At 75.2% G+C, this 25,633-nt stretch carries 26 protein-coding genes; 16 read left to right on the plus strand and 10 right to left on the minus strand.

Translation table 11 applies throughout. The features are described from left to right. The first annotated feature begins 127 nt into the window (after positions 1 to 127). The 9 genes from argC (at position 128) to TK50_RS34235 (ending at position 9,051) form a co-directional block, all read left to right on the plus strand. Positions 128 to 1,129, plus strand: a complete 1,002-nt coding sequence (gene argC, locus TK50_RS26310) for an N-acetyl-gamma-glutamyl-phosphate reductase (protein ID WP_043968032.1) — start codon at positions 128 to 130, stop codon at positions 1,127 to 1,129. Continuing rightward, the gene (gene argJ, locus TK50_RS26315; protein WP_043968034.1) at positions 1,126 to 2,298 is read left to right on the plus strand and encodes a bifunctional glutamate N-acetyltransferase/amino-acid acetyltransferase ArgJ; all 1,173 of its coding nucleotides are present in this window, start codon (positions 1,126 to 1,128) and stop codon (positions 2,296 to 2,298) included. The genes argC and argJ overlap by 4 nt, the downstream gene beginning before the upstream one ends. Continuing rightward, entirely contained in the window at positions 2,295 to 3,182 is an 888-nt protein-coding gene (argB, locus tag TK50_RS26320) for an acetylglutamate kinase (protein WP_043968036.1), read from the plus strand. Before argJ ends, argB begins: the two co-directional genes overlap by 4 nt. Continuing rightward, positions 3,179 to 4,360 carry an acetylornithine transaminase gene (locus TK50_RS26325; protein WP_043968037.1) on the plus strand — a complete coding sequence of 394 codons (1,182 nt, stop codon included), beginning with the start codon at positions 3,179 to 3,181 and terminating at the stop codon, positions 4,358 to 4,360. Before argB ends, TK50_RS26325 begins: the two co-directional genes overlap by 4 nt. Beyond that, the gene (gene argF, locus TK50_RS26330; protein ID WP_043968038.1) at positions 4,357 to 5,283 is read left to right on the plus strand and encodes an ornithine carbamoyltransferase; all 927 of its coding nucleotides are present in this window, start codon (positions 4,357 to 4,359) and stop codon (positions 5,281 to 5,283) included. The genes TK50_RS26325 and argF overlap by 4 nt, the downstream gene beginning before the upstream one ends. Beyond that, positions 5,280 to 5,795, plus strand: a complete 516-nt coding sequence (locus TK50_RS26335; RefSeq protein WP_043968040.1) for an arginine repressor — start codon at positions 5,280 to 5,282, stop codon at positions 5,793 to 5,795. Before argF ends, TK50_RS26335 begins: the two co-directional genes overlap by 4 nt. Next, positions 5,792 to 6,997, plus strand: coding sequence for an argininosuccinate synthase (locus TK50_RS26340; protein WP_043968042.1), 1,206 nt, complete (start codon positions 5,792 to 5,794; stop codon positions 6,995 to 6,997). Before TK50_RS26335 ends, TK50_RS26340 begins: the two co-directional genes overlap by 4 nt. 14 nt (positions 6,998 to 7,011) lie before the next feature. Beyond that, complete coding sequence (argH, locus tag TK50_RS26345) at positions 7,012 to 8,475, plus strand: argininosuccinate lyase (protein ID WP_043968044.1); 1,464 nt, start codon at positions 7,012 to 7,014, stop codon at positions 8,473 to 8,475. Between the two features lie 411 nt (positions 8,476 to 8,886). Further along, positions 8,887 to 9,051 (plus strand): hypothetical protein, encoded by a 165-nt coding sequence (locus TK50_RS34235; RefSeq protein ID WP_158499196.1) that lies wholly within the window; start codon positions 8,887 to 8,889, stop codon positions 9,049 to 9,051. 19 nt (positions 9,052 to 9,070) lie between these two features. Here the strand turns inward: TK50_RS34235 and TK50_RS26350 are convergent, their stop codons facing one another. Both TK50_RS26350 and TK50_RS26355 read right to left on the minus strand, forming a co-directional pair. Then, positions 9,071 to 9,427: an MmcQ/YjbR family DNA-binding protein gene (locus tag TK50_RS26350; protein WP_043968046.1), complete on the minus strand. Its 357-nt coding sequence runs from the start codon at positions 9,425 to 9,427 to the stop codon at positions 9,071 to 9,073. Next, the gene (locus TK50_RS26355) at positions 9,427 to 9,885 is read right to left on the minus strand and encodes a hypothetical protein (RefSeq protein WP_043968048.1); all 459 of its coding nucleotides are present in this window, start codon (positions 9,883 to 9,885) and stop codon (positions 9,427 to 9,429) included. The genes TK50_RS26350 and TK50_RS26355 overlap by 1 nt, the downstream gene beginning before the upstream one ends. 214 nt (positions 9,886 to 10,099) lie before the next feature. On the opposite strand from TK50_RS26355, the gene TK50_RS26360 reads away from it, so the two are divergent. The 5 genes from TK50_RS26360 to TK50_RS26380 all read left to right on the plus strand — a co-directional run bounded on the left by TK50_RS26360 (position 10,100) and on the right by TK50_RS26380 (position 14,170). Continuing rightward, entirely contained in the window at positions 10,100 to 10,723 is a 624-nt protein-coding gene (locus TK50_RS26360; RefSeq protein WP_043968050.1) for a DNA-3-methyladenine glycosylase, read from the plus strand. Between the two features lie 170 nt (positions 10,724 to 10,893). Then, a complete protein-coding gene (locus tag TK50_RS26365) occupies positions 10,894 to 11,979 on the plus strand; it encodes a WD40/YVTN/BNR-like repeat-containing protein (protein WP_043968052.1) in 1,086 nt (361 codons plus the stop codon). Further along, entirely contained in the window at positions 11,980 to 12,255 is a 276-nt protein-coding gene (locus tag TK50_RS26370) for a ubiquitin-like small modifier protein 1 (RefSeq protein WP_043968054.1), read from the plus strand. 140 nt (positions 12,256 to 12,395) lie between these two features. Beyond that, entirely contained in the window at positions 12,396 to 13,550 is a 1,155-nt protein-coding gene (locus tag TK50_RS26375) for an LLM class flavin-dependent oxidoreductase (RefSeq protein WP_043968056.1), read from the plus strand. Beyond that, positions 13,547 to 14,170, plus strand: a complete 624-nt coding sequence (locus tag TK50_RS26380; protein ID WP_043968057.1) for an FMN reductase — start codon at positions 13,547 to 13,549, stop codon at positions 14,168 to 14,170. The genes TK50_RS26375 and TK50_RS26380 overlap by 4 nt, the downstream gene beginning before the upstream one ends. 39 nt (positions 14,171 to 14,209) lie before the next feature. Here the strand turns inward: TK50_RS26380 and TK50_RS26385 are convergent, their stop codons facing one another. The 3 genes from TK50_RS26385 to TK50_RS26395 form a co-directional block, all read right to left on the minus strand. Further along, positions 14,210 to 15,094, minus strand: a complete 885-nt coding sequence (locus TK50_RS26385; RefSeq protein ID WP_043968058.1) for a universal stress protein — start codon at positions 15,092 to 15,094, stop codon at positions 14,210 to 14,212. 207 nt (positions 15,095 to 15,301) lie between these two features. Continuing rightward, complete coding sequence (locus tag TK50_RS26390; protein WP_043968059.1) at positions 15,302 to 16,183, minus strand: universal stress protein; 882 nt, start codon at positions 16,181 to 16,183, stop codon at positions 15,302 to 15,304. Positions 16,184 to 16,232: 49 nt separating this feature from the next. Then, positions 16,233 to 18,896 (minus strand): cation-translocating P-type ATPase, encoded by a 2,664-nt coding sequence (locus TK50_RS26395; RefSeq protein WP_043968060.1) that lies wholly within the window; start codon positions 18,894 to 18,896, stop codon positions 16,233 to 16,235. A gap of 210 nt (positions 18,897 to 19,106) precedes the next feature. Between TK50_RS26395 and TK50_RS26400 the strand changes: the two genes are divergently transcribed. Together TK50_RS26400 and TK50_RS26405 are read left to right on the plus strand one after the other, a co-directional pair. Continuing rightward, complete coding sequence (locus TK50_RS26400; protein ID WP_091283338.1) at positions 19,107 to 19,526, plus strand: Hsp20/alpha crystallin family protein; 420 nt, start codon at positions 19,107 to 19,109, stop codon at positions 19,524 to 19,526. Between the two features lie 57 nt (positions 19,527 to 19,583). Beyond that, positions 19,584 to 20,060: a cyclic nucleotide-binding domain-containing protein gene (locus TK50_RS26405; protein WP_043968061.1), complete on the plus strand. Its 477-nt coding sequence runs from the start codon at positions 19,584 to 19,586 to the stop codon at positions 20,058 to 20,060. Between the two features lie 319 nt (positions 20,061 to 20,379). Here TK50_RS26405 and TK50_RS26410 read toward each other — a convergent pair whose 3' ends face one another. The 5 genes from TK50_RS26410 to TK50_RS35190 form a co-directional block, all read right to left on the minus strand. Next, complete coding sequence (locus TK50_RS26410) at positions 20,380 to 20,685, minus strand: hypothetical protein (RefSeq protein ID WP_082106624.1); 306 nt, start codon at positions 20,683 to 20,685, stop codon at positions 20,380 to 20,382. A 62-nt stretch (positions 20,686 to 20,747) separates the two neighbouring features. Further along, positions 20,748 to 21,539 (minus strand): pyruvate formate-lyase-activating protein, encoded by a 792-nt coding sequence (gene pflA / locus TK50_RS26415; RefSeq protein WP_338390912.1) that lies wholly within the window; start codon positions 21,537 to 21,539, stop codon positions 20,748 to 20,750. Next, positions 21,536 to 23,782 (minus strand): formate C-acetyltransferase, encoded by a 2,247-nt coding sequence (gene pflB, locus TK50_RS26420; RefSeq protein ID WP_043969393.1) that lies wholly within the window; start codon positions 23,780 to 23,782, stop codon positions 21,536 to 21,538. The genes pflA and pflB overlap by 4 nt, the downstream gene beginning before the upstream one ends. Before the next feature lie 32 nt (positions 23,783 to 23,814). Beyond that, the gene (locus tag TK50_RS26425; protein ID WP_043968062.1) at positions 23,815 to 24,825 is read right to left on the minus strand and encodes an alcohol dehydrogenase catalytic domain-containing protein; all 1,011 of its coding nucleotides are present in this window, start codon (positions 24,823 to 24,825) and stop codon (positions 23,815 to 23,817) included. Positions 24,826 to 25,025: 200 nt separating this feature from the next. After that, positions 25,026 to 25,622: a hypothetical protein gene (locus TK50_RS35190; protein ID WP_043968063.1), complete on the minus strand. Its 597-nt coding sequence runs from the start codon at positions 25,620 to 25,622 to the stop codon at positions 25,026 to 25,028. Positions 25,623 to 25,633 lie beyond the last annotated feature (11 nt).

Below are 25,633 nucleotides of genomic sequence, written 5' to 3' on the forward strand. Positions count from 1 at the left end.
CCCCGCCGGGAAGGGGGTCTCCAGGCCTACGGCTGTGCCTTCTCATGCCCATGCAGTGGGGTGTATGACCTTGCGATGCGGCGTAATGAGCGGGTAACCTTCTCTGCATAGTCATGCGGAGGTTAGAATGGGTATCCGAGTTGCGGTCGCCGGGGCGAGCGGCTACGCCGGGGGCGAGCTGCTGCGCCTGATCGCCGGCCACCCCGAGCTCGACCTGGTCACCGCCACCGCGCACAGCCAGGCCGGCGCGCCGGTCACCGCCGTACACCCGCAGCTCACCGGGCTGGACCTGGTGTTCGCGGCGACCGAACCGGCGGCCCTGGCCGACGCGGACCTGGTCTTCCTGGCCCTGCCGCACGGCGAGTCGGCGGCCCTGGCCGCCGCCCTGCCGGAGTCGGTCCGGGTGGTCGACCTTGGCGCGGACCACCGGCTGCGCGACGCCGCCGCCTGGTCACGGTACTACGGCGGCGAGCACGCGGGGGCCTGGGTCTACGGCCTGCCCGAGTTGCCCGGCCAGCGCGCGCGCGTCGCCGCCGCGACCAGGGTGGCCAACACCGGCTGCTATGCCGCGGCCATCACCCTCGCGCTCGCCCCGCTGGTCGCCGCCGGTGCGGTCGCCCCCGCCGACGTGGTCGTGGTCGCCGCCTCCGGCACCTCCGGCGCGGGCCGGGCCGCCAAGGCGCACCTGCTCGGCAGCGAGGTGATGGGCGACCTGTCGCCGTACAAGGTCGGCGCGCACCAGCACGTGCCGGAGATCAAGCAGGCCACCGGCGCGACCAGCCTGTCCCTCACCCCCGTGCTCGCGCCGATGCCGCGCGGCATCCTCGCCACGGTCACCGCCGTGCCGGCCGGCGACGCCGACCCCCGGGCGGTCCTCGCGGCGGCGTACGCGGACTCGGCGTTCGTGCACGTGCTGCCCGAGGGGACGTGGCCGCACACCGCCGCCACCCTCGGCGCCAACTCCTGCCACCTCCAGGCGACCGTCGACGTCGACTCCGGCCGGGTGATCGTGGTCAGCGCCATCGACAACCTCGGCAAGGGCGCCGCCGGCCAGGCCGTGCAGTGCGCCAACCTGATGCTCGGGCTCCCCGAGACCACCGGCCTGTCCACCTACGGAGTAACCCCATGACCGTCACCACCCCCCGGGGGTTCCGGGCGGCCGGCGTGGCCGCCGGCCTCAAGAGCGGCGCCGCCGCCGACGTCGCCCTCGTCGTCAACGACGGCCCCGACGCCGGGATCGCCGGGGTCTTCACCGCCAACCGCGTCAAGGCCGCCCCCGTGCTCTGGACCCGGCAGGTCGTCCGGGGCGGGGTGGCCCGGGCCGTGATCCTCAACTCCGGCGGCGCAAACGCCTGCACCGGCCCGGCCGGCTTCCAGGACACCCACGCCACCGCCGAGCACACCGCCGCCGCGCTCACCTCGGCCAGCCCCCGGCTGCGGCTCGGGGCCGGCGACGTGGCCGTCTGCTCCACCGGCCTGATCGGCGAGCGGCTGCCGATGGACAAGCTGCTGCCCGGCGTACGCGCGGCGATCCGCGCACTGTCCCGCGACGGCGGCGCGGCGGCGGCCGAGGCGATCATGACCACCGACACCCGGCCGAAGACCACCGTGGCGGCCGGCGGCGGCTGGACCGTCGGCGGGATGGCCAAGGGCGCCGGCATGCTGGCCCCGGCCATGGCGACCATGCTGTGCGTGCTCACCACCGACGCGGTGGCCGGGCCGGCGGCGCTCGACGCCGCGCTGCGCGCCGCCTGCCGGGTCACCTTCGACCGGGTCGACTCCGACGGCTGCATGTCCACCAACGACACGGTGCTGCTGCTGTCCAGTGGCGCGTCCGGCGTCGAGCCCACCGAGGCCGAGCTGACGGCGGCGGTCACCGCCGCCTGCCACGACCTGGCCCAGCAGCTGGTCGCCGACGCGGAGGGCGCCACCAAGCAGATCGCCATCGAGGTCGTCGGCGCGGCCGACGAGGACGACGCCGTCGAGGTGGGCCGGTCGGTGGCCCGCAACAACCTGGTCAAGACGGCGCTGTTCGGCAACGACCCGAACTGGGGCCGCATCCTCGCCGCCGTCGGCACCACCGCCGCCGCGTTCGAGCCGGACGCCCTCGACGTCGCCGTCAACGGCGTCTGGGTGTGCCGCTCCGGCGCCGCCGCCGAGGACCGGTCCAAGGTGGACCTCACCGGCCGCGACGTCACCATCCGCATCGACCTGCACGCCGGAGGGGCCCAGGCCACCGTGTGGACCAACGACCTGTCGCACGCGTACGTGCACGAGAACTCGGCGTACTCCACGTGAGCGCCGTCGACGACCTCGCCCGGGCCCAGGCCCGGGCCGAGACGCTGATCGAGGCGCTGCCCTGGCTGGCCCGCCTGTCCGGGGCCACCCTCGTGGTCAAGTACGGCGGCAACGCCATGATCGACCCCGAGCTGCAGCGGGCCTTCGCCGCCGACATGGTCTTCCTGCGCTACGTCGGCATCAAGCCGGTCGTGGTGCACGGCGGCGGCCCGCAGATCTCGGCCATGCTCGGCCGGCTCGGCATCGACAGCGAGTTCCGCGGCGGCCTGCGTGTCACCACCCCCGAGGCGATGGACGTGGTCCGCATGGTGCTCGTCGGCCAGGTCGGCCGGGAACTGGTCGGGCTGATCAACGCGCACGGCCCGTTCGCCGTCGGCCTCTCCGGCGAGGACGCCGGCCTGTTCACCGCCGTGCGCCGCCCCGCGTACGTGGACGGGGAGCCCGTCGACGTCGGCCAGGTCGGCGACGTCGAGTCGGTGAACACGTCGGCGGTGACCGACCTGATCGCGGCCGGCCGCATCCCGGTGATCTCGACCGTCGCGCCGGACGCCGACGGGGTGCTGCACAACCTCAACGCCGACACGGCCGCCGCCGCCCTGGCGATCGCCCTCGGGGCCCGCAAGCTGGTCGTCCTCACCGACGTGCCGGGCCTCTACGCCAACTGGCCGGACACCGACAGCCTGGTCAGCGAGATCACCGCCGACGAGCTGGCGGAGCTGCTGCCGTCCCTGGAATCGGGGATGGTCCCCAAGATGGAGGCGTGCCTGCGGGCGGTGCGCGGCGGGGTGCCCGCCGCGCACGTCGTCGACGGCCGGGTCGCCCACTCCACACTGCTTGAGGTCTTCACCTCGGAAGGATTCGGCACGATGGTGATCAACTCATGAGTCAGTTGGTGGAGCGCTGGCAGCAGGCGCTGATGGACAACTACGGCACGCCGCCGCTGGCGCTGGTCTCCGGCTCCGGCGCCGTCGTGGTCGACGACGCCGGCCGCGAGTACGTCGACCTGCTCGGCGGCATCGCCGTCAACGCCCTCGGCCACGCCCACCCGGCCGTGGTGGCCGCCGTCTCCAGGCAGGTCGCCACCCTCGGGCACGTGTCCAACCTGTTCGTCGCCGAGCCGCCGGTGGCCCTCGCCGAGCTGCTGCTGGCCCTCGCGGGGCGCCCCGGCCGGGTGTTCTTCGCCAACTCCGGCGCGGAGGCCAACGAGGCCGCGTTCAAGCTGTCCCGGCTCACCGGCCGCTCGCACGTGGTCGCCACGGTCGGCGGTTTCCACGGCCGCACCATGGGCGCGCTCGCGCTCACCGGGCAGCCCGCCAAGGCGGATCCGTTCCGCCCGCTGCCCGGCGACGTCACCCACGTCCCGTACGGCGACGCGGCCGCCCTCGCCGCCGCGGTGACCGACGCCACGGCCATGGTCATCCTGGAGCCGGTGCAGGGCGAGAACGGCGTCGTCGTCCCGCCCCCCGGCTACCTCGCCGAGGCCCGGCGGATCACCGCCCGGCACGGCGCGCTGCTGGTGCTCGACGAGGTGCAGACCGGCGTCGGCCGCACCGGGCACTGGTTCGCCCACCAGGCCGAGGGCGTCGAACCCGACATCGTCACCCTCGCCAAGGGCCTCGGCGGCGGCCTGCCGATCGGCGCCTGCCTGGCCTTCGGCCCCGCCGCAGACCTGCTGCGCCCCGGCTCCCACGGCACCACCTTCGGGGGCAACCCGGTCAGCTGCGCCGCCGCCCTCGCGGTGGTGTCCACCATCGCCAGCGAGGGGCTGCTCGACCACGTCAAGCGGGTCGGCGAGCGGCTGCGCCGGGGCGTCGAGGCGCTCGGCCACCCCCTCGTCGCGCAGGTGCGCGGCGCGGGCCTGCTGCTCGGCATCGTGCTCACCGCCGACGCCGCCGGGCCGCTCGCGGCGGCGCTGCGCGACGCCGGTTTCCTGGTCAACCCGGTGCAGCCGGGCGTGATCCGGCTCGCTCCGCCGCTCATCCTCACCGGCGGGCAGGCCGACGCGTTCCTGGCCGCCCTGCCCGCCGCCCTCGACGCCGCCACCCCGGAGGCCACCGCATGACCCGCCACCTGCTGCGCGACGACGACCTCTCGCCCGCCGAGCAGGCGACCGTGCTCGACCTCGCCGCCCGGATGAAGGCCGAACGGTTCGCCCACCGGCCGCTGGCCGGGCCGAGGTCGGTGGCCGTGCTGTTCGACAAGCAGAGCCTGCGCACCCGGATCTCCTTCGACGCCGGCATCGCCGAGCTGGGCGGCCATCCCCTCGTGGTGGACACCCAGGTCACCCACTTCGGCCGGGGCGAGACCCTCGCCGACGCCGGCCGGGTGCTGTCCCGCTACGTGGCCGCGATCGTGCTGCGCACCCACGGCGACGACCGGATCGCCGAGGTCGCCGCCGGGGCCAGCGTCCCGGTGATCAACGCCCTCACCGACGGCTTCCACCCCTGCCAGCTCCTCGCCGACCTGCTCACCGTCCGCGAGCGGTGCGGCGGCACCCACGGCCGGACCCTGGTGTACGTGGGGGACGCGGCGAACAACATGGCCCAGTCGTACCTGCTGGCCGGGGCGACCGCCGGGATGCACGTGCGCGTCGCCGGCCCCGACGGGTTCGACCCCGACCCCGAGGTGGTGGCCCGCGCGGAGAAGATCGCCGCCGGCACCGGCGGGTCGGTGCGCGTGCTGCGCGACCCCGTCGCCGCCGTCCGCGACGCCGACGTGCTGGCCACCGACACGTGGACCTCGATGGGGCAGGAGGACGACGGGCTGGACCGGATCACCCCGTTCCTGCCGTACCAGGTCAACGCGGAGCTGCTCGCGCACGCCGCGCCGGGCGCGATCGTGCTGCACTGCCTGCCGGCGCACCGGGGCGAGGAGATCACCGACGAGGTGCTCGACGGCCCCGCCAGCGTCGTGTTCGACCAGGCGGAGAACCGGCTGCACGCGCAGAAGGCCGTGCTGACCTACCTGCTGGAGCAGTCGGCATGACCGCGCCGCTGACCCGCGCCGCCCGGCACGCCCGCATCGTCGAGCTGATCCGCGACAAGGCGGTCCGCTCGCAGACCGAACTGGCCGACCTGCTCGCCGGCGACGGCGTCGCCGTCACCCAGGCCACGCTGTCGCGGGACCTCAAGGAACTCGGCGCGGTCACCGCCCGCGGCGGCGACGGCCGCCCCGTGTACGTCATCCCGGAGGACGGCCACCGGCCCCTGCGCGACGCCGAGGCCGCCCCGGCGCGGCTGATCCGGCTGCTGCGGGAGCTGCTCAACGAGGTCGACTCCAGCGGCAACATCGCCGTGCTGCGCACCCCGCCGGGCGCAGCCCAATACCTGGCCAGCGCGTTGGACCGGGCGGGCCTGCCCGAGGTCGTCGGCACCATCGCCGGCGACGACACCATCCTCGTGGTGGCCCGCGAGGCCGTCGGCGGGGCCGCGCTGGGCGAGAAGCTCGCCGCGTGGTCCCGCCGCGAGGAGAGCGCGGAAGGGAACACCACACCATGACCGAGCGGGTCGTCCTCGCGTACTCCGGAGGGTTGGACACCTCCGTCGCGATCCCCTACCTGGCCGAGCAGACCGGCGCCGAGGTCGTCGCCGTCGCGGTGGACGTCGGGCAGGGCGGCGAGAACCTCGACGTGATCCGGCAGCGCGCCCTGGACTGCGGGGCCGTCGAGTCGGAGGTGGTCGACGCGCGCGACGAGTTCGCCGCCGACTACTGCCTGCCGGCGCTGCGCGCCAACGCCCTCTACATGGACCGCTACCCGCTGGTCTCCGCGCTGTCCCGGCCGCTGATCGTCAAGCACCTCGTCGCCGCCGCCCGCCGGCACGGCGGCACGATCGTGTCGCACGGCTGCACCGGCAAGGGCAACGACCAGGTGCGCTTCGAGGTCGGCCTCGGCGCGCTCGCCCCCGACCTGAAGATCATCGCCCCGGCCCGGGACTTCGCGTGGACCCGGGACAAGGCGATCGCCTTCGCCGAGGAGAAGGGCCTGCCGATCGACGTGTCGGCGAAGTCGCCGTACTCCGTCGACCAGAACCTGTGGGGCCGGGCCGTGGAGACCGGGTTCCTGGAGGACATCTGGACCGCCCCGGTCGAGGACCTGTACGCGTACACGGCCGACCCGGCGCAGGAGCGCGACCCCGACGAGGTCGTCGTCACGTTCGACGCTGGCGTGCCGGTGGCGATCGACGGCGAGACCGTCACCCCGTACCAGGCGATCCTGGAGTTGAACCGGCGGGCCGGCGCGCAGGGCGTCGGCCGGCTCGACATGGTCGAGGACCGCCTCGTCGGCATCAAGAGCCGCGAGGTGTACGAGGCCCCCGGCGCGATCGCGCTGATCACCGCCCACCAGGAGCTGGAGGCGGTCACCGTCGAACGCGACCTCGCCCGGTTCAAGCGGGGCGTCGACCAGCGCTGGGGGGAACTGGTCTACGACGGCCTGTGGTTCTCCCCGCTCAAGCGGGCTTTGGACGCGTTCATCGACGACGCTCAGCGGCAGGTCAGCGGCGAGGTACGGCTGGTGCTGCACGGCGGCCGGGCCACCGTCACCGGCCGGCGCTCCGAGGCCGGCCTGTACGACTTCGGCATGGCCACCTACGACACCGGCGACACCTTCGACCAGTCCCTGGCGAAGGGATTCGTGCAGCTGTGGGGCCTGCCGAGCAAGCTGGCCGCCGCGCGGGACGCCCGGTGGGGAGGCTGCTGACCGTGGGAACCAGAATGGGCGACGTGGACGACAAGAGCCTCACCGAGAACAGCGCCGCGACCAACCGTACGAGCCTGTGGGGTGGCCGCTTCGCCGGCGGCCCCTCCGAGGCGCTGGCCCGGCTGTCCGTCAGCGTGCAGTTCGACTGGCGCCTCGCCCCGTACGACATCGCCGGGTCCCGCGCGCACGCCCGGGTCCTCGCGGGCGCGGGCCTGCTCGACCCCGAGGAACTGGGCAGGATGCTGGCGGCCCTCGACGACCTGGAGGCCGCCTGCGCCTCCGGGGCGTTCCGGCCCACCGTCGACGACGAGGACGTGCACACCGCCCTCGAACGGGGGCTGCTGGAACGCCTCGGCAGCCTCGGCGGCAAGCTGCGCGCCGGCCGGTCCCGCAACGACCAGGTCGCCACCGACCTGCGCCTCTACCTGCGCGACCACGCCCGGGGCGTGGCCGGTCGCCTCGTCGAGCTGGCCGAGGCCCTGGTCGAGCAGGCCGCCCGGCACGTCGACACCGCCGCGCCCGGCATGACCCACCTCCAGCACGCCCAGCCGGTCACCTTCGGGCACTGGCTGCTGGCCCACGTGCAGCCGCTGCTGCGCGACCTGGAGCGGCTGCGCGACTGGGACCACCGCACGGCGGTCAGCCCGCTCGGCGCGGGCGCGCTCGCCGGCTCCGGCCTGCCGCTGGACCCGGTGGCCGTCTCCAAGGAGCTGGGCTTCCGCACGTCCTTCGCCAACTCGATGGACGCCGTCGCCGACCGCGACTTCGTCGCCGAGTTCCTCTTCGTCACCGCGCTGGTCGGGGTGCACCTGTCCCGCCTCGGCGAGGAGGTGGTGCTCTGGACGTCGCAGGAGTTCGGCTGGGTCGAGCTGGACGACGCGTTCGCCACCGGGTCGTCGATCATGCCGCAGAAGAAGAACGCCGACATCGCCGAACTGGCCCGGGGCAAGTCCGGCCGGCTCGTCGGCGGGCTGATGGCCGTGCTCACCATGCTCAAGGGCCTGCCCATGACGTACGACCGGGACATGCAGGAGGACAAGGAGCCGGCCTTCGACGCCGTCGACACCCTGGAACTGCTGCTGCCGGCCCTCGCGGGGATGATCTCCACCATGACGGTACGTGTCGACCGCCTCGTCGCCGCCGCCCCCGTCGGCTTCTCCCTGGCCACCGAGGTCGCCGACTGGCTGGTCCGGCGCAACGTGCCGTTCCGCGACGCGCACGAGATCACCGGCAAGCTGGTGGCGCTCTGCGCCGTCCGCGAGTGCGCGCTCGACGAGGTCTCCGACGCCGACCTGGCGGCGGTCAGCGAGCACCTCGACCCGTCGGTGCGGGACGTGCTGTCGGTGCGGTCGGCCCTGGCCGCCCGGATCACCCCCGGCTCCACCGGCCCGGGGCCGGTCGCCGACCAGCTCGCCACCGCCGCCGACAAGCTGGCGGGCTGGCGGGAGTGGGCCGCCGAGACCGTCGTACCCCGCTGACGTCCCGCGTCACCCCGAAGGCCCTCCGGCAGCACGCCGGGGGGCCTTCACCGTGCTCCCCACCGCATTCACCGGACCGTCGCCTGCGCCGTGCGGCCCTGCGCCGTGCCGTCGCCCCCGCCGGCTCGCCCCGCCACCCGCTCGCCGCCACCCCACCCTGCGGCGATCTTGCACATTGGGCCCGGGCAAAAGGGGTGAAGCGCCCTTCTTTGGGGCCCTAAGTGCAAGATCTGTGCGTGGTGGGGGAGCGGGCCGGGGTGCGGCGGGGCTGGGTGTGGTGCGGGTGCCGGGGGAGCGCACTCGATCAGGGAAAGAGTGGGATCGGTGCGACGCCGATGCCACTCATTCCGGGAATGAGCACGATCTTGCGCGCCAGCCTTGGGCACTTCGCCCGGAGGCGTGCGCGTAGCGGTGGCCGAGGCAGTGTCCCGGCTGGCCCAGCTCATGGTGGAGGCGCGCGCGCAGCTCGCCCGGCTCCACCCCGAGCGCGCCCCTGACCTGCATGAACGGTTCCTCAGTTGGGCCCGGGCCCGGGGCGACGCCGCACCCCGCCCCGACGGCGACCCGGATCGCTGACCACGCCCCGGTGCCGGGATCAGGCCGGCGTCGTCGGGCGCTCGCGGCGCGGCAGTTTCGCCACCACCGCCTCGTACGACGTGTCCACCGCCTCGAGCAGCTCGTCGTCGTCGATCGCCCCCGCCAGCCGGAGGCTGTTCCAGCCGAACCGCCCGACGTGCGAGGACGCGACGGCGTCGCCGGGGAACCGGTGCAGCCACTCGTCGGCCAGTTCCCGGGTCGGGGCGCACTTGAGGCCCACCCGGTCGTCGGAGTCGGGGCCGAGGAAGGCGAAGATCTTGTTCCCGACCTTGACCACGACCTCGGCGTCCCACGGCTGGTCGAGCCACGCGCCGGGTTTGCCCAGGCAGTACGCCATCAGCTCCGCGCGGTCCATCACGCCTCCCCGTCGTTGTCGGTGCCGGTGTGCGGGTCTCCGCCGACCCGGCCGGCGAGTCGTTCGTGGCGCTGCCGGGCGGCCTGCGCCGAGCCGAGCCCCAGCCCGTGGCCGATCGCCTGCCAGGTCAGCCCCCGGTCGCGGGCGAGCCGGAGCAGGCCGGCCTCCAGCACGTCCACCTCGGCGCGCAGGTGCGGCACGAGGGTGAGCGCGGCGACCAGGTCGGCCTGGTCGACCGGCTCCTCGCCGTCGGCCAGCTCCGCGCCACCGGCGGCGAGTGCGGTCACCAGGGCCACCGCCTCGTACGGGTCCAGCACGTGCGGGTGGGCGTAGCGGCGGCGGCGCGCCTCGTCGCCCGCGTGCCGCTCGGCGATCCGGGCCAGCGCGGCGTAGGTGCGGTGCGCCCGCGCCCGCCCCGGATCGGGCGCGGCGAACGGTTCCTGCTGCTCCAGACTCATGCCCCGATACCATCACTTGAACGGTACGTTGTCAACGTGCCGTTCATGGATGGCGTAATGATCGACTCCATGTCGGCGACATGGGGCGGTCCCGGCCCCGGGGAAGCCCCCATGTCGCCGACATGGCGACGCCCAGCCCAGTCCCGCCCCGCCCCGCCCAAGCTCGCCCCGCCCAGACCGGCAGGGCGGGTCGGGGCTGGGTAGGGTCGGGCTCATGTCGTACCCCGACGTGGGTGTCGCCGGGCTGGCCGAGCTGCTCGCCGGGCCCGTCGTGCCGGCCGCGCGCGGGCTGCTCGGCTGCCGGCTCTCGGCCGGCGGGGTCACCGTCCGGATCACCGAGGTCGAGGCGTACGCGGGCACGGCCGGCGATCCCGCCTCGCACGCGCATCGCGGGCGCACCCCGCGCAACGCCGTGATGTTCGGCCCGGCCGGGCACGCCTACGTCTACTTCACCTACGGCATGCACTGGTGCGTGAACGTGGTGACCGGGCCGGAGGGGGAGGCCTCGGCGGTGCTGCTGCGGGCCGGCGAGGTGGTCGAGGGCGTCGAGGTCGCGCGGTCCCGGCGCACCGCCGTACGCCGGGATGCCGACCTGGCGCGCGGCCCGGCCCGCCTCTGCGCCGCCCTCGGCATCGACCGCACGACGTACGGGCGCTACCTGCTCGGCGACGGGCCGGTGCGGCTGCGGCCGGCGGCCGAGCGGGTGCCCGACGCGGCGATCGTCGCCGGGCCCCGGGTCGGGGTGACCGGGGCGCACGACGTGCCGTGGCGGTTCTGGGTCGACCGCGAGCCGACCGTGAGCCAGTACCGCCGGCACGTGCCCCGCACCCGCCGTTGACCACCCACGCTCCCGCCGTTGACCACCCCGCTCCCGCCCGTCGGCCTGCCCCGTTGCGCGCCGCTGACCTGCGGCTGGGCCCCGCCGTTCCCGGTGCGTCGCCCGGTTTCTGTCGGACCCGGTGGTGATAATCACGCCATCCGGCTCCCGGCTCGGCGAAGGACGCACCCATGACGACCCTGCTCGCGATCGGCACCGGCAAGGGCCTCTTCCTCGCCACCAGCACCGACGGCCGCCGCACCTGGCAGCTCAGCGGCCCCCACCACCCCATGACCGGGGTGTACGCGGTGGCGGTCGACACCCGGCGCGAGGTGCCCCGGTTGCTCGCCGGGATGACCAGTTCCCACTTCGGGCCGAGCGTGGCCACCAGCGACGACCTGGGCACGTCCTGGCAGGAGCCGGAGCAGGCCCCGGTCGCGTTCCCGGCCGACACCGGGGCGAGCCTCGGCCGGGTCTGGCAGCTCACGCCCGCCGGGCCGGCGGAGCCGGACGTGGTCTGGGCCGGCACCGAGCCGTCGGCGCTGTTCCGCTCCACCGACGCGGGGCGCACCTTCGAGCTGGTCCGCGCGCTGTGGGAGCACCCCCACCGGGAGCAGTGGGGCGCGGGCTTCGGCGGCCAGGCGGTGCACACCGTCCTGCCGCACCCGCACGACCCGACCCGGATCGCGGTGGCCATGTCGACCGGCGGGGTCTACCACTCCGCCGACGCGGGCGCGAGCTGGGCGCCGGGCAACACGGGCATCCGGGCCTACTTCCTGCCCGACGAGTGGCCCGAGTTCGGCCAGTGTGTGCACAAGGTCGCCCGGGACGCCGGCGACCCGGAGCGGCTCTACGCGCAGAACCACCACGGCGTCTACCGTTCCGACGACGGGGGCCGCACGTGGCTGTCGATCGCCGCCGGCCTGCCCAGCGACTTCGGCTTCCCGATGGTGGCGCACCCCGCCCGCCCGGGGATGATCTGGTCGTTCCCCCTCGCCGCCGACTCCCGGCGCTTCCCGGTCGACGAGCGCTGCCGGGTCTACCGCTCGGCCGACGCGGGCGGGACGTGGGAGGCGCTCTCGGCGGGCCTGCCCGCCGGGCCCTACTATCCGGCGGTGCTGCGCGACGCGATGTGCGCCGACGACGCCGACCCGACCGGCGTCTACTTCGGCACCCGCTCCGGCGAGGTCTACGCGAGCCGCGACGAGGGAGACTCCTGGTCCCTGGTCGCCGCCCACCTGCCCGACGTGCTCTGCGTCCGCGCCGCGGAGGTCTGAGTGGTCACCGTCCTGGTGCCGGGGCCGCTGCGCGGCGAGGTCGGGGGCGCGGCGCGGCTCACCGTCGCCGCGGCCGGCACGCTGCGCGACGTCCTCGACGAGCTGGCGGGGGAGTGGCCCCGGCTGGCCCGGCGGCTGCGCGACGAGCGCGGCGAGGTGCGCCGGCACGTCAACGTCTACGTCGATGGCGAGGACTGCCGCCACCTGGGCGGGCTGGACGCGCCGGTTCCGTCGGGCGCCGAGGTGCAGGTGCTCCCGTCGGTGGCCGGCGGCTGACCCGTTCCACTGGGTGACCCCGCCGCGGCGTCCGGTCCCCGGGACCGGGACCCCCCGACCGGCGGAATAGTTGACTCGTCAAATATGTTGTGCGCTGCGTCCGGGGCCGGAACGGTCCGGCAGCCACACGAGGAGTCGTCATGCAGTTCGGGGTCTTCACCGTCGGAGACGTGACCGTCGACCCGACCACCGGGCGGGAGCCGTCGGAGCACGAGCGGATCAAGGCGATGGTGACCATCGCGCGCAAGGTCGAGGAGGTCGGTCTCGACGTCTTCGCCACCGGCGAGCACCACAACCCGCCGTTCGTGCCGTCGTCGCCCACCACCATGCTGGGCTGGATCGCGGCCCGCACCGAGCGGCTGCTGCTCTCCACCGCCACCACCCTGATCACCACCAACGACCCGGTGAAGATCGCCGAGGACTACGCGATGCTCCAGCATCTCGCCGACGGCCGGGTCGACCTCATGCTCGGCCGGGGCAACACCGGCCCGGTCTACCCGTGGTTCGGCAAGGACATCCGGGCCGGCATCCCGCTGACCATCGAGAACTACGACCTGCTGCGCCGGCTCTGGCGCGAGGACGTGGTCGACTGGTCGGGCAAGTACCGCACCCCGTTGCAGTCGTTCACCTCGACGCCGCGCCCCCTGGACGGGGTGCCGCCGTTCGTCTGGCACGGCTCGATCCGCAGCCCGGAGATCGCCGAGCAGGCCGCCTACTACGGCGACGGCTTCTTCGCCAACCACATCTTCTGGCCGAAGGAGCACACCCAGCGGATGGTCGGCCTCTACCGGGAGCGCTTCGCCCACTACGGGCACGGCTCGCCGGACCAGGCGATCGTCGGCCTCGGCGGCCAGGTGTTCATGCGGCGCAACTCGCAGGACGCGGTGCGCGAGTTCCGCCCGTACTTCGACAACGCCCCCGTCTACGGTCACGGGCCGGCGCTGGAGGACTTCATGGCGCAGACCCCGCTGACCGTCGGCAGCCCGCAGCAGGTGATCGACCGTACCCTCGGCTTCCGCGACTACGTCGGCGACTACCAGCGGCAGCTCTTCCTGATCGACCACGCGGGCCTGCCGCTGAAGGCCGTGCTGGAGCAGCTCGACCTCCTCGGCGAGGAGGTGGTCCCCGTGCTGCGCCGGGAGTTCGCCGCGCTGCGGCCCGCGCACGTGCCCGACGCCCCGACGCACGCGTCGCTGAAGGCCGCCCGGGACGCCGCCGCCACAGCCGAGGCCGCCGTCGACGCGGCTGCCGACCCCACCGACGCCGTCGGTGCCGGCGCGGAGGTGGGGCGATGAGCCGCCGTACCCTCGCCGTGGTCTCCGCCGGGCTCTCCCAGCCGTCGTCGACCCGGCTGCTCGCCGACCAGCTCGCCGCGGCCACCCGCGACGAGCTGGCCCGGCGCGGCGTCGAGGCCGAGCTGCGCCCGATCGACCTGCGTGACCACGCCCACGACGTGGTCAACCACCTGCTCACCGGCTTCCCGCCGCCGGCCCTGCGCGACGCGCTGGACACGCTCGCCGCGGCCGACGGCGTCGTGGCGGTCACGCCGATCTTCAACGCGTCCTACAGCGGCCTGTTCAAGTCGTTCTTCGACCTGTTCGACGCCACGACGCTGGCGGACCGGCCCGTGCTGATCGCCGCCACCGGCGGCACCGCCCGGCACTCCCTCGCCCTGGAGCACGCCGTCCGGCCGATGTTCGCGTACCTCAGGGCGGTGGTCGTGCCCACCGCGGTCTTCGCCGCCACGGAGGACTGGTCGCAGGCGGCGGCCGACGGCGCCCTGCGCTCCCGGATCGTGCGCGCGGCCGGCGAACTGGCCGACCAGGTGGCGCGCCGGGCCCCCGCCGCGCCGCCCGACCCGTTCGCGCTCACCGCAGGCTTCGACGAGCTGCTCGCCGGCCGCGACCCCTCCTGACCGCCCGGGGCCGCGGGGCCGGCGGGGCGGCCGTCGAGGTCACGCCGCGTCGGCCGGCTGCGGGTGGGCGACCAGGACCGGACAGTGCGCATGCTGTACGAGCGCCTGGCTGACCGAGCCGAGCACGAGGCCGACGAAGCCGCCGCGCCCGCGCGAGCCGATCACCACCAGGGCCGCGTCCCCGCTCAACTCGATCAGGACGCGCTCGGGCTTGGCCGCCCGCACCGGCCGCCGCTCGACGGTCAGGCCCGGGTGGGCGGCCGTCACCTCGGCGGCGGTGGCGTCGAGCAGGTCCGCCGACTCCGCCCGGGCCGCCGCCCCGGACTCCGCCACCGCGTCGGGCACCGGGCGGGCGTCGTCGGCGCTCGCCACGTGCACCAGCACCAGGCCCGTGCCCCGGCGGGCCGCCTCGTCGGCCGCGAGCACGGCGGCGAGCCGCCCCGGCTCCGACCCGTCCACCCCGGCGACCACCGGGCCGCCGACCGGGATCGGCTGCTCCTCGGGCCGCACCACGAGCACCGGGCAGTGCCCGTGCCCGGCCACCTGCGCACCGACCGAGCCGAGCAGCAGGCCGGCGAAGCCGCCCAGCCCTCGGCTGCCGACCACCACCAGCTCCGCCCGGCGGGACTCCGCCACCAGGGTCGCGGCGGGACCGCCGGCCACCTGGTGCGCCTCGACGGCGACGCCGGGCCAGCGCCCGCGCAGCTCCTCCGCCGTCCGGTCCAGCATCCGCCGGGCCTCCTCGGTGGGCGCGGGCAACCCCATGTCGTACGGGTTGAGCGGCACGCCGTAGCCGAGCGGGTGCAGGTAGCCGTGCACCAGCAGCAGCGGCAGGGACCGCCAGGCGGCCTGCTGCGCCGCGTGCTCGGCGGCGACCAGGCTCGACGGGGATCCGTCCACCCCCACCACGACAGGTCGGTTCATCAGCTCTCCCGGTGCTCGATCAGGCCATTGTCGGCGTGGCCTCCGCCCACCACCGGCATTTACCCCGAACCCGCCGCGCCGCGCCCTTCTCCGCCGGTCGACGGCGTACCGCTGTGCGCGGCGTCGCGCGCACTGCATCGCGGGCGCGGCGTCAGGAAGGGCCCCTTCCTATGCAGAACGCGTTGAGAAGGGGCCCTTCCTTGCACCTCAGCGGTGGTGGCGGACGATCGCCAGCGGGGAGTCGGCGTGGTGCAGCACGGCGTGGCTGACCGAGCCGAGGAGCAGCCCGCCCCACGCGCCCCGGCCGTGCGCGCCGACGACCGTGAGCTGCGCGGTCCGCGACACCTCGACCAGCACCCGGGCCGGTGTGCCCCGGACCAGGCGCCGGTGCACCGTCACCTCCGGGTACCGCTGCGACCAGCCGGCGACGGACTCGGCGAGCACCCGCTCCTCCTCCTCGGCCAGCGCGTCGAGGTCGTACACCAGGGGCAGCACCGCGCCGGGGGCGGCCGGGGTGGGGAAGAGCCACGCGTGCACGACCACCAGGTCGGTGTCGCGGTGCGCCGCCTCCTCGAAGGCGAACCCGATCGCCTCGTCGGACAGCGCCGAACCGTCGACGCCCACCACCACGGGCCCGTCGGCGCGGGCCTCGCCGCGCACCACGAGCACCGGGCAGTCGGCGCGCGCGGACACCCCGATCGCCGCCGAGCCGACCAGCAGCTCGGCGAAGCCGCCCAGGCCCCGCGAGCCCAGCACCAGCAGGGCCGCGTCGCGGGACTCGCGCAGCAGCACCGGGACGGGGGAGCCGTCGACGAGTTCGCCGGTCACGTCCACCTCGGTGGAGACCTTCTTCGCCTCGGCGACGGCGTCGGCGACGATCCGCTCCGCGTAGTTGCGCAGCCCGGCGTCGGGCGGGCCGCCGGGGGCCGGCCCGAGCGGGGTGCCGAGCAGCGGCCAGATGAAGGCGTGCACCACCCGCAGCGGGCGGTGCCGCGCCTCGGCCTCCCGGGTCGCCACCCGCACCGCGTTCAGCGCGGAGTCGGAACCGTCCACGCCCACCACGACGGGGGCACCGGATCTGATGGTCATCACGTCCTCCTTCTTCCGCTTCCAGCCTGCCCCGACCGGGCCGCGCCGGTCAGGGCCGCCGGACCCGACCGGCGGGCCGTTGGTCCCGGTCCGGGTGCCCCGGCCCGTCGGTCGCCGGGTCGTGCGGGCCCTCCGAGGCGCCCCGGGGCCGCAGCAGGCGTAGCGCCACGCCGGGGAGCACGGCCACGGCCGCGCAGGCGAGCAGGTCCGCCGCGCCGAGCGGGTCGGTGCCGAGCAGCACCCGCAGCGGCTCGACCAGCACGCCGGCCACCTGCAGCAGCGCCGAGACGGCCACCGCGACCAGCAGCGCCGGGTTGCCCGCCCGCCCGGCCGCGAGGACGCTGCCGCGGCGCGCCGGCCGCGGGGCCCGCACCGCCAGCGCCACCCCGAGCTGGGCCAGCCCGAGGACCACGAAGACGACCGACTGCCAGGGCCGGTCCCACCGGGCGGCGAGCACCCCGGCGCCGAGCACCACGGCCGCGATCAGCGCCCCGGTGAGCAGCACGTCGCGCCCCAGGCCCGCGCCCAGCACCGACTCCTGCGGCGAGCGCGGTGCCCGGCGCAGGGTGCCCGGCTCGGCCGGCTCCGCGCCGAGCGCCACCCCCGGCACCCCGTGGGTGAGCAGGTTGACCCAGAGGATCTGCGCCGGCAGCAGCGGCACGGCCAGCCCGCACAGCGGGCCGAGCAGCATCACCGCGATCTCGGCGACCCCGCCGGACAGCGCGTAGCGCAGGAACCGGCGGATGTTGTCGTAACTGCGCCGCCCCTCGCCGATCGCGGCGGCCACCGTGGACAGGTCGTCGTCGACCAGCACAAGGTCGGCGGCCTGGCGGGCCACCTCCGTGCCGCCGCCCATCGCCACCCCGATGTCCGCGCGGCGCAGCGCGGGCGCGTCGTTGACGCCGTCGCCGGTCATCGCCACCACGTGCCCCTGCGCCTGCAACCCGGCGATGATGTCGAGCTTCTGCTCCGGCTGGGTGCGCGCGTACACCCGGGCCGCCGGGTGCGCGTCGGTCACGTCGCCGTCGTCGCCCCGCACCACCGGGTCGCCGTCGCGCCACAGGCCGAGCTGCCCGCCGATGGCGGCGGCCGTCGCCGGGTGGTCGCCGGTGACCAGCAGCAGCCGTACGCCGGCGGCGTCGAACCGGCGCGCGATCTCGGCGGCCCCGGCCCGCAGCGGGTCGCCGACCGCGACCAGCCCCACCGGGCGCAGCCCGGTCGGCGCGGCCGGGTCGGGGATCGTGTCCACCAGCGCCGCCGCGACCGCGAGCACCCGCAGCCCCGCCCCCGCCAGCTCGTGCGCCCGCGCGGTCAGCGCCGCGATCTCCGCGTCGTCCGCGTCGAGCAGCGGCGCGGCGAGCACGTTCTCCGGCGCGCCCTTGCACACCACCAGCCAGCGGCCGTCGCAGGACCGGTGCACCGTCGTCATCCGCCGGTTCGCCTGGTCGAACGGGTGCTCGGCGACCCGGGGCCACGCCGCCCGGGTCATCACCGGGTCCAGCCCGCACCGCGCGGCGAAGGCTACCAGCGCCGCCTCCAGCGGGTCACCGACCGCCGCCCACCCCGGCCGCTCCTGCGTGGGCGGGGCCAGCGCGGCGTCGTTGCAGAGCAGCCCGGCCCGCGCCAGGCGGCGCAGCTCGTCGGGTACGCCCACCGCCCCGCCCTCGCGGCGCACCGTCCCGCGCGGCTCGTAGCCGGAGCCGGTCACCTCGTAGCCGGAGCCGTCGGCGGTCACCGCCCGCTGCACCGCCATCCGGCCCTCGGTGAGCGTGCCCGTCTTGTCGGACGCGATGACGGTCACCGAGCCCAGCGTCTCCACCGCGTGCAACTGCCGGGGAATCGCCCGCGCCGTGGCCATCCGTCGCGCCCCCAGCGCCAGGGCCAGGGTCACCACGGCCGGCAGCGACTCCGGCACCGCCGCGACGACCAGGCTCACCGCCGTGATCGCCATGTCCACCACGGGCCGGCCGCCGAGCACGCCGATGCCGAAGACCAGCGCGGACAGCCCCACCGCGACCAGCCCCAGCAGCCGACCCAGGCCGGCGAGCCGGCGCTGCATCGGGGTGGCCCCGGGGCGGGTGGCCGACACCAGCGTGCTGATCCGGCCCAGGGCGCTCGCGGGGCCGGTGCGGACCACCGTGCCGGTGCCCCGGCCCACGGTCACCACCGTGCCGGCGGCGACCTCCTCGCCGACGTCCCGGCTCACCGGTACCGACTCGCCGGTCAGCGCCGACTCGTCCAGGTGCAGCCGGTTGGCCCGCTCCAGCCGCAGGTCGGCCGGGACGACGTCGCCGGCCTCGACGCGTACCAGATCGCCACGGACCACGGCGGATGCCGGCACGATCAGGTCCGTGCCGTCGCGGACGACCCGGGCGGTCGGTGCGGCGAGCTGGTCCAGCGCGGCGATCGCGCGGTCCGCGCGGACCTCCTGCACCACCCCGATCGCGGTGTTCACCAGCACCACCAGGGCGATGACGGCGGTGTCCGGCCAGTCGCCGAGCACGCCGGTGACCACGGCCGCGGCCAGCAGGAGCGCCACCAGCGGGTCGGCGAGCTGACGCAGGACGCGGGTCGCCAGGTGCCGGCGCTGCGGCCGGGCGACGCTGTTGGGGCCCTCGGCGGCCAGCCGCGCGGCGGCCTCGGCGGCCCCCAGGCCCGTCGGCTCGGCGGGGCCGTCCGGCGCGGCCGTGCGGGGTCGGGTGTCAGCGAGCATCGGTCCGCTCCCGTCCGACGGGTACTGCCACCACTGACCTCCCTGTCCGCGCGGCGCGTCACCGGGCACGCCGTCCCCCTCCACCGTCGCGCCGCCGGCCGGCGCGGCGGCAGAGGCGTTTCTCCCGCGTGGCCCGGGACCAACGGCCCTGACGCCACAGGCCGCACAGGAGTCGGATGGGAGGCAGGACGATCGACAAGGAGGTCGAAGATGTCCACCGTCACGAAGTTCAGGGGCGGCGGCACGCTCGCGCCGTTCGACTGGACCAACCTGTCCTGGCTGCCGATGCTGGCCCCGACCATCAGGGTCGAGGACTACCTCGACGGCGACCGGTACGTGGTGCGCGCCGAACTGCCGGGCGTCGACCCGGCCAAGGACGTGCGGATCACCCTGACCGGGGAGAACCTGCGGCTGGACGTGGTGCGCCGGGAGAGCCACGCCGACAAGGTCCGCACCGAGTTCCACTACGGCTCCTTCTCCCGGCTGGTCCCGCTGCCCGCGGGGCTGAAGCAGGAGACCCTCAGGGCCGCGTACGCCGACGGGATCCTGGAGATCACCGCCACGGTCGGCGAGACGGAGCCGACCGCCCGGGAGATCCCGATCACCGTCGAGCACGGCGGCGCCCACTGAGGTGACCACGGGGCCCGGCCGCGCGCCGGGCCCCTCCCACGACGAGGAGACCCGCCGATGACCCCGCTCGACATGCTCCGCGAACATCCGTTCCTGACCGGCGTGCCCGAGGAGTGGCTGCCCCGGCTCACCGGGTACGCCCGACCCGTCGTCTGGCACCCCGGGCACCGGCTGTTCCGGGCCGGTCAGCCCGCCGAGCGGTTCTGGCTGGTCCGGGGCGGTGAGGTGGCCCTGGACTTCCCGGTCCCCGGGCGCGGCGACGTGGGCATCGACACGATCGGCCCGGGCGGGGTGCTCGGCTGGTCCTGGCTGTTCCCGCCGTACCGGTGGCAGTTCGGCGCGGTCGCCGTGCGCCGCACCCCGGCCGTGGAGTTCACCGCCGCCGGGGTACGCCGGATGATGGAGTACGACGACGCGTTCGGCCGGCAGCTCACCACCCGGTTCATGAGCGTGGTCGTGGACCGGCTCCAGTCGGCCCGCATCCGCCTGCTCGACCTCTACGGCTACCCGATGGCGCTGCCCCCGACGGGCTGACCCGGACCTCGGGCCGGGTTCTGGCCCGTCTCGCCCCTGGGTGCGCCGTCCGGTGGGGGCGGCTCCTGCCGGCGCATAGGGAGCTGAGTCGAAAACGACATCACGCACTCACGCACTCACGCGCGCCCGCCGGGTTGACCTCGGCGACGACGCAGGCCTCTTGATCACCGTGCGCCGGGGCGGGGCGGGGCGGAGGGGTGGGTGATGACGTAGATGACTCAGCTCCCTATGTGCCGTCTCGCAGCATCGACGGCCCTGTCCCACGGCCTCGCCCCGGCTGCGGACCCTGGCCACGGCCGACCATCCCCGCGACCGGACGTCACCCGGCTTCGGTGGAGCCCCGGACGGCGTCGCCGTCGACGCGGCGGTGCACGATCAGCTCGTCGACCTCCAGCCGACCGATGCGCAGCTCCCGGATCACCGCCCGGCGGATCGCCAGCCGCCCGATCGCGACGACGGCCAGGGCGCTCGCCCCCACCGCCAGCGCCCCGACGGCCATCGCCCCCGCGGAGAGCGCGCCCACCGCCCGCGCCCCCGTCGCCTGGGCGCCGGTGGCCGCCGCGCCCGTTGCCCGCGCCGGGGCCAGCCGGCCCAGGACCCGATGGGACGTCCGTGATTCCCTCATGGCACCCGATCCTGTCATGATCCCGCGACCCGGCGGGCCGACGTCCCGGGACTGCCGGGTGCTCAGTTGACGGTCAGGCCCCGGGCGGCGAACTGGCCGCGTACCCGGTCCAGCAGCTCCGGCGTGGGCGGCTCGGTGTCGGCGAGCGGGAACGTCAGGCCCAGCTCGGCGTACTTGTGTGCGCCGAGCCGGTGGAACGGCAGCACCTCCACCCGTTGCAGGCTGGGCAGCTCGGCGGCGAAGTCGGCGACCCCGGCGACGTTGTCGGGCGCGTCGGTGAGGCCGGGCACCAGCACGAACCGGATCCAGATCGTGGTGCCCCGGGCCGCCAGCCGGCGGCCGAAGCGCAGGGTCGGGCCGATCTCCCCGGTGCGGGTCACCCGCCGGTACGTCGCCGGGTCGCGCGACTTGACGTCCAGCAGCACCAGGTCGGTGGCGTCGAGCAGGGCGTCGTCGGCGCGCGCACCGAGGAAGCCGGAGGTGTCCAGGGCGGTGTGCAGGCCCAGGGCGTGGCAGCGGCGCAGCACCTCGCCGGTGAACCGGGGCTGCATCAGCGGCTCGCCGCCGCTGATCGTCACCCCGCCGCCGGCCACCGAGATGAACCGCCGGTACCGCTGGACCTGGGCCATCAGCTCGTCGACCGTCTGGTGCCGGCCGCTGCGCCGGTACCAGGTGTCCGGGCTGTGGCAGAACCGGCAGCGCAGCGGGCAGCCGGCCAGGAACGCCACGAACCGCGTGCCGGGGCCGTCCACCCCGATCGACAGGTCCCACGAGTGCACCGCGCCGGTCAGCTCCCGCCCGGCCGGCGGGGCGGAAGCCCCGCCGGCCCGGCCGGTCGCCAGCGGCCCGGTCACAGCGAACCGTGGAAGGTGCGGGAGACCACGTCGCGCTGCTGCTCCGGCGTGAGCCGGACGAAGTTCACCGCGTATCCGGAGACCCGGACGGTGAGCTGCGGATAGCGCTCCGGGTGGGCCATCGCGTCGAGCAGGGTGGCCCGGTCCAGCACGTTGACGTTGAGGTGGAACCCGCCCGCGTCGGCGTACCCGTCGAGCACCCCGGCCAGGTTGGCGATCCGCTCGTCGCGGGTGTGCCCCAGCCCGTCGGGGGTGACCGTGCCGGTCAGCGAGATCCCGTCGCGCGCCGCGTCGTACGGCAGCTTCGCCACCGACAGCGCCGATGCGACCAGGCCGTGGGTGTCCCGCCCGTTCATCGGGTTCGCGCCGGGGGCGAACGGCTCGCCGGCCCGCCGCCCGTCGGGGGTGTTGCCGGTGTGCTTGCCGTACACCACGTTCGAGGTGATGGTGAGCACCGACATGGTCAGCTCCGCGTCGCGGTAGGTGCGCTGCCGGCGCAGCTTCTCCGCGAACGTCTCCACCAGCCACACCGCGATCTCGTCGGCCCGGTCGTCGTCGTTGCCGTACGTGGGCGGCTCGCCCTCCACGGCGTAGTCGACGGCCAGCCCGGTGGCGTCGCGCAGCACCTTCACCCGGCCGTACCGGATGGCGGCGAGGCTGTCCACCGCCACCGACAGCCCGGCGACCCCGGTGGCCATGAACCGGTGCACCGGGTGGTCGTGCAGCGCCATCTCCAGCCGCTCGTAGGCGTACCGGTCGTGCATGTGGTGGATGACGTTCAGCGCGTCCACGTACGTCTCGGCCAGCCAGTCCAGCGTCCGGTCGTACGCGGCGAGCACCTCGTCGTAGTCGAGCGTCTCGCCGCCGACCGGCGGGGCGGGCGGGGCGACCTGGTCGCCGGTCAGCTCGTCCCGGCCGCCGTTGATCGCGTACAGCAGCGCCTTGGCCAGGTTCGCCCGCGCCCCGAAGAACTGCATGTCCTTGCCGACCCGCATCGCCGACACGCAGCAGGCGATCGCGGTGTCGTCGTCGTACGCGGGCCGGATCAGCTCGTCGTTCTCGTACTGGATGGCGCTGGTGTCCAGCGACACCTGGGCGCAGAACCGCTTGAACCCCTCCGGGAGCCGGGGCGACCACAGCACGGTCAGGTTCGGCTCCGGCGCCGGCCCGAGGTTGTAGAGGGTCTGCAGGTAGCGGAAGCTGGTGCGGGTCACCAGCGGCCGGCCGTCGGCGCCGATCCCGCCGAGGGACTCGGTGACCCACGTCGGGTCGCCGGAGAAGAGCTGGTCGTACTCGGGGGTGCGCAGGAACCGCACGATCCGCAGCTTGATCACGAAGTCGTCGACCAGCTCCTGCGCGCCGGCCTCGTCCAGCCGCCCCTCGGCGAGGTCCCGCCGCAGGTAGGCGTCCACGAAGTTCGCGGTCCGCCCGAGCGACATCGCCGCGCCGTTCTGCTCCTTCGTGGCGGCCAGGTACGCGAAGTACAGCCACTGGATCGCCTCGCGGCCGGTCGTGGCGGGGCCGGAGATGTCGTACCCGTAGGCGGCGGCCATCTGCGTCAGCTCGCCGAGGGCGCGGATCTGCTCGGCCAGCTCCTCCCGCTCGCGGATCACGTCGTCGGTCGACGGCCGGTCGTCCAGGGCCGCCTTCAGCGCCCGGCGCTCGGCGACGAGCCGGTCCACCCCGTACAGGGCCACCCGCCGGTAGTCGCCGATGATCCGGCCCCGCCCGTACGCGTCGGGCAGGCCGGTGATGATGTGCGAGCGCCGCGCCGCGAGGACGTCCGCCGGGTACGCGTCGAACACCGCGTCGTTGTGGGTCCGGCGGTAGCGGGTGTAGATCCGGTGCACCGCCGGGTCCGGCTCGTAGCCGTACGCCCGCAGCGCGGTCTCGACCATCCGCAGCCCGCCGGCCGGCATGATCGCCCGGCGCAGCGGCGCGTCGGTCTGCAACCCGACGATCAGCTCCCGGTCGGCGTCGATGTACCCGGGGGCGTGGGCGGTGATCGTGGACGGAGTGGCCGGGTCGACGTCGTACACGCCGCGGCGGCGCTCCTCGCCGAACATGTCGGTGAGCCGTCCCCAGACCGCCAGGGTCCGCTCGGTCGGGCCGGCGAGGAAGCCGGCGTCGCCGGTGTACGGCTCGTGGTTGCGGCGCACGAAGTCCGCCACGTCGATCCTGGTGCGCCACGCCCCGTCGGCGAAGCCCCGCCACGGGTCGCGGATGTGCTCGGTGCCGGTCATCGTCGTGTCCTTCCGGTCGGTGAGGTGGCGGGTCACGGCTGGAGCACGAGGCGGGCGGCGACCCGGCCGGCCAGCACGTCCTCGATCGCCTCGTTGATCTCGTCGAGCTTGCGCACCTCGTACGCGACGTGGGTGCGGCCGGCGGCGTGCAGCCGGAACACCTCCGCCAGGTCGGCGCGGGTGCCCACGATCGAGCCGATGACGGTGATGCCCTTGAGCACGGTCTCGAAGACCGGCAGGGTGACCTCGTTGTCCTTCGGCAGCGACACCAGCACCAGCCGGCCGCCGCGGCGCAGGCAGCGGTGCGCCTGCTCGACGACGCGCGGGTCGGCGGCCAGCACGATCGCCACGTCCACCCCGCCGAGCGCGGTGATCGCCTCGACCGGGTCGACGTCGGCGGCGTCGACGGTGTGCGTCGCGCCGAGCGAGGCGGCCAGGGCCAGCTTCTCGGCGGTGACGTCGACGGCGACCGTCTCGCCGCCGAACAGTTGCGCGTACTGCTGGGCGAGGTGGCCCAGGCCGCCGATGCCGAAGACAGCCACCCGGTCGCCCGGCCGCACCCCGGCTACCTTCACCGCCTTGTACGTGGTGACGCCGGCGCAGGTCAGCGGGGCCGCCTCGGCCGGGTCCACCCCGGCGGGGACGGCCACGGCGTAGCGGGCCGACGCGACCGCGTACTCGGCGTGCGCGCCGTCGATGGCGTACCCGGTGTTGCGCTGCGACTCGCACAGCGTCTCCCACCCGGTGACGCAGTACGCGCAGGTCCCGCACGCCCAGCCGAGCCAGGGCAGGGCCACCCGGTCGCCGACGGCGTGCTCGGTCACCCCCGCGCCGATCCGCTCGACGATGCCGACGCCCTCGTGCCCGGGGACGAACGGCGGGTTCGGCTTGACCGGCCAGTCGCCGCGGGCGGCGTGGATGTCGGTGTGGCACAGGCCGCTGGCCTCGATCCGGACGAGGATCTCGCCCGGGCCCGGCTCCGGCACGGGCAGGTCGAACATCTCCAGTGGACGGTCGAACGCGGTGACGACACTCGCACGCATCGGGGGCCTCCCAGCTCCGTTGTCGCTTCCACCCTCAATCTGCTCCGCCCGCCCCGCCGAAGGCAGAGTCCCCGGACCACCCCACCCAGGACCTTCGCCCCCCGCCCCCCGCCCGGTGATCAAGAGGTTTGCGTCATGGCCGGGGCGAAACCTGACGCAAACCTCTTGATCACCGAACCAGGGGGCACCGGTTCAGCGGGTCAGCGGGGGGATGCGGGGAGGCGGTGGGCGCGTAGGACGTGGGCCCACCAGGGGCGGGGGGCGGTCGAGCGCAGGGCCGGGGCACGCACGCCCCGCAGGCTCACCCACCCGCCCGGTCCCATCCGCACCGTGCCGATGGCCGGCGGGCGACGCCGGCCGGCCACCACCGCCACCGCAGCGGTGACCAGCCCGACGGCCAGCGCCCCGGCCGCCGCGGCGAGCACCTGGTCCGGGTCGACCAGCGAGCGGTAGCGCACCCGCCCACCGGCGAGCACGAACGCGCCGACCGGTCGGCCGTCGCGGGCCACCGGCACCACCGCCGCCGGCGACGTGCCGGGCAGGACGAGCACGGGCCCGACCTGCCCGCCTGGCCGCTGCCCGGCCTCCGGGCACGCCTGCGCCTGTGCCGCCTGCGCCTGTGCCTGTGCCGCCTGCGCCTGCGACGCCTGCGCCTGCGACATCTGCGCCGGCACCTGCGACAGCGCCGCCGCCGACGGTGCCTGCGCCGACTGGGCCTGCGACTGCGGAGCGGGCGACGGCGGGCGCGGGAGTGGGGAGAGCGGGGCGGGTCCGGTGGCGTTCAGGATCGCGGTCATGGCGCGACCTC

It is taken from the genome of Micromonospora haikouensis (genome assembly GCF_000876225.1).
In the GTDB taxonomy this organism is placed as follows: Bacteria; Actinomycetota; Actinomycetes; order Mycobacteriales; family Micromonosporaceae; genus Micromonospora; species Micromonospora haikouensis.

What these genes read in the sequence shown, in the direction of transcription:
- TK50_RS26355 (WP_043968048.1), bottom strand. Translation starts at nt 9,885, where the DNA reads ATGAGTCTGGAGCAGCAGGAACCGTTCGCCGCGCCCGATCCGGGGCGG.
- argC (WP_043968032.1), top strand. Translation starts at nt 128, where the DNA reads ATGGGTATCCGAGTTGCGGTCGCCGGGGCGAGCGGCTACGCCGGGGGC.
- TK50_RS26335 (WP_043968040.1), top strand. Translation starts at nt 5,280, where the DNA reads ATGACCGCGCCGCTGACCCGCGCCGCCCGGCACGCCCGCATCGTCGAG.
- TK50_RS26425 (WP_043968062.1), bottom strand. Translation starts at nt 24,825, where the DNA reads ATGCGTGCGAGTGTCGTCACCGCGTTCGACCGTCCACTGGAGATGTTC.
- TK50_RS35190 (WP_043968063.1), bottom strand. Translation starts at nt 25,622, where the DNA reads ATGACCGCGATCCTGAACGCCACCGGACCCGCCCCGCTCTCCCCACTC.
- TK50_RS26390 (WP_043968059.1), bottom strand. Translation starts at nt 16,183, where the DNA reads ATGACCATCAGATCCGGTGCCCCCGTCGTGGTGGGCGTGGACGGTTCC.
- pflB (WP_043969393.1), bottom strand. Translation starts at nt 23,782, where the DNA reads ATGACCGGCACCGAGCACATCCGCGACCCGTGGCGGGGCTTCGCCGAC.
- argH (WP_043968044.1), top strand. Translation starts at nt 7,012, where the DNA reads ATGGGCGACGTGGACGACAAGAGCCTCACCGAGAACAGCGCCGCGACC.
- TK50_RS26380 (WP_043968057.1), top strand. Translation starts at nt 13,547, where the DNA reads ATGAGCCGCCGTACCCTCGCCGTGGTCTCCGCCGGGCTCTCCCAGCCG.
- TK50_RS26385 (WP_043968058.1), bottom strand. Translation starts at nt 15,094, where the DNA reads ATGAACCGACCTGTCGTGGTGGGGGTGGACGGATCCCCGTCGAGCCTG.
- argF (WP_043968038.1), top strand. Translation starts at nt 4,357, where the DNA reads ATGACCCGCCACCTGCTGCGCGACGACGACCTCTCGCCCGCCGAGCAG.
- argJ (WP_043968034.1), top strand. Translation starts at nt 1,126, where the DNA reads ATGACCGTCACCACCCCCCGGGGGTTCCGGGCGGCCGGCGTGGCCGCC.
- TK50_RS26400 (WP_091283338.1), top strand. Translation starts at nt 19,107, where the DNA reads ATGTCCACCGTCACGAAGTTCAGGGGCGGCGGCACGCTCGCGCCGTTC.
- TK50_RS26375 (WP_043968056.1), top strand. Translation starts at nt 12,396, where the DNA reads ATGCAGTTCGGGGTCTTCACCGTCGGAGACGTGACCGTCGACCCGACC.
- TK50_RS26410 (WP_082106624.1), bottom strand. Translation starts at nt 20,685, where the DNA reads ATGAGGGAATCACGGACGTCCCATCGGGTCCTGGGCCGGCTGGCCCCG.
- TK50_RS26365 (WP_043968052.1), top strand. Translation starts at nt 10,894, where the DNA reads ATGACGACCCTGCTCGCGATCGGCACCGGCAAGGGCCTCTTCCTCGCC.
- TK50_RS26325 (WP_043968037.1), top strand. Translation starts at nt 3,179, where the DNA reads ATGAGTCAGTTGGTGGAGCGCTGGCAGCAGGCGCTGATGGACAACTAC.
- TK50_RS26395 (WP_043968060.1), bottom strand. Translation starts at nt 18,896, where the DNA reads ATGCTCGCTGACACCCGACCCCGCACGGCCGCGCCGGACGGCCCCGCC.
- TK50_RS26405 (WP_043968061.1), top strand. Translation starts at nt 19,584, where the DNA reads ATGACCCCGCTCGACATGCTCCGCGAACATCCGTTCCTGACCGGCGTG.
- TK50_RS26360 (WP_043968050.1), top strand. Translation starts at nt 10,100, where the DNA reads ATGTCGTACCCCGACGTGGGTGTCGCCGGGCTGGCCGAGCTGCTCGCC.
- TK50_RS26350 (WP_043968046.1), bottom strand. Translation starts at nt 9,427, where the DNA reads ATGGACCGCGCGGAGCTGATGGCGTACTGCCTGGGCAAACCCGGCGCG.
- TK50_RS26340 (WP_043968042.1), top strand. Translation starts at nt 5,792, where the DNA reads ATGACCGAGCGGGTCGTCCTCGCGTACTCCGGAGGGTTGGACACCTCC.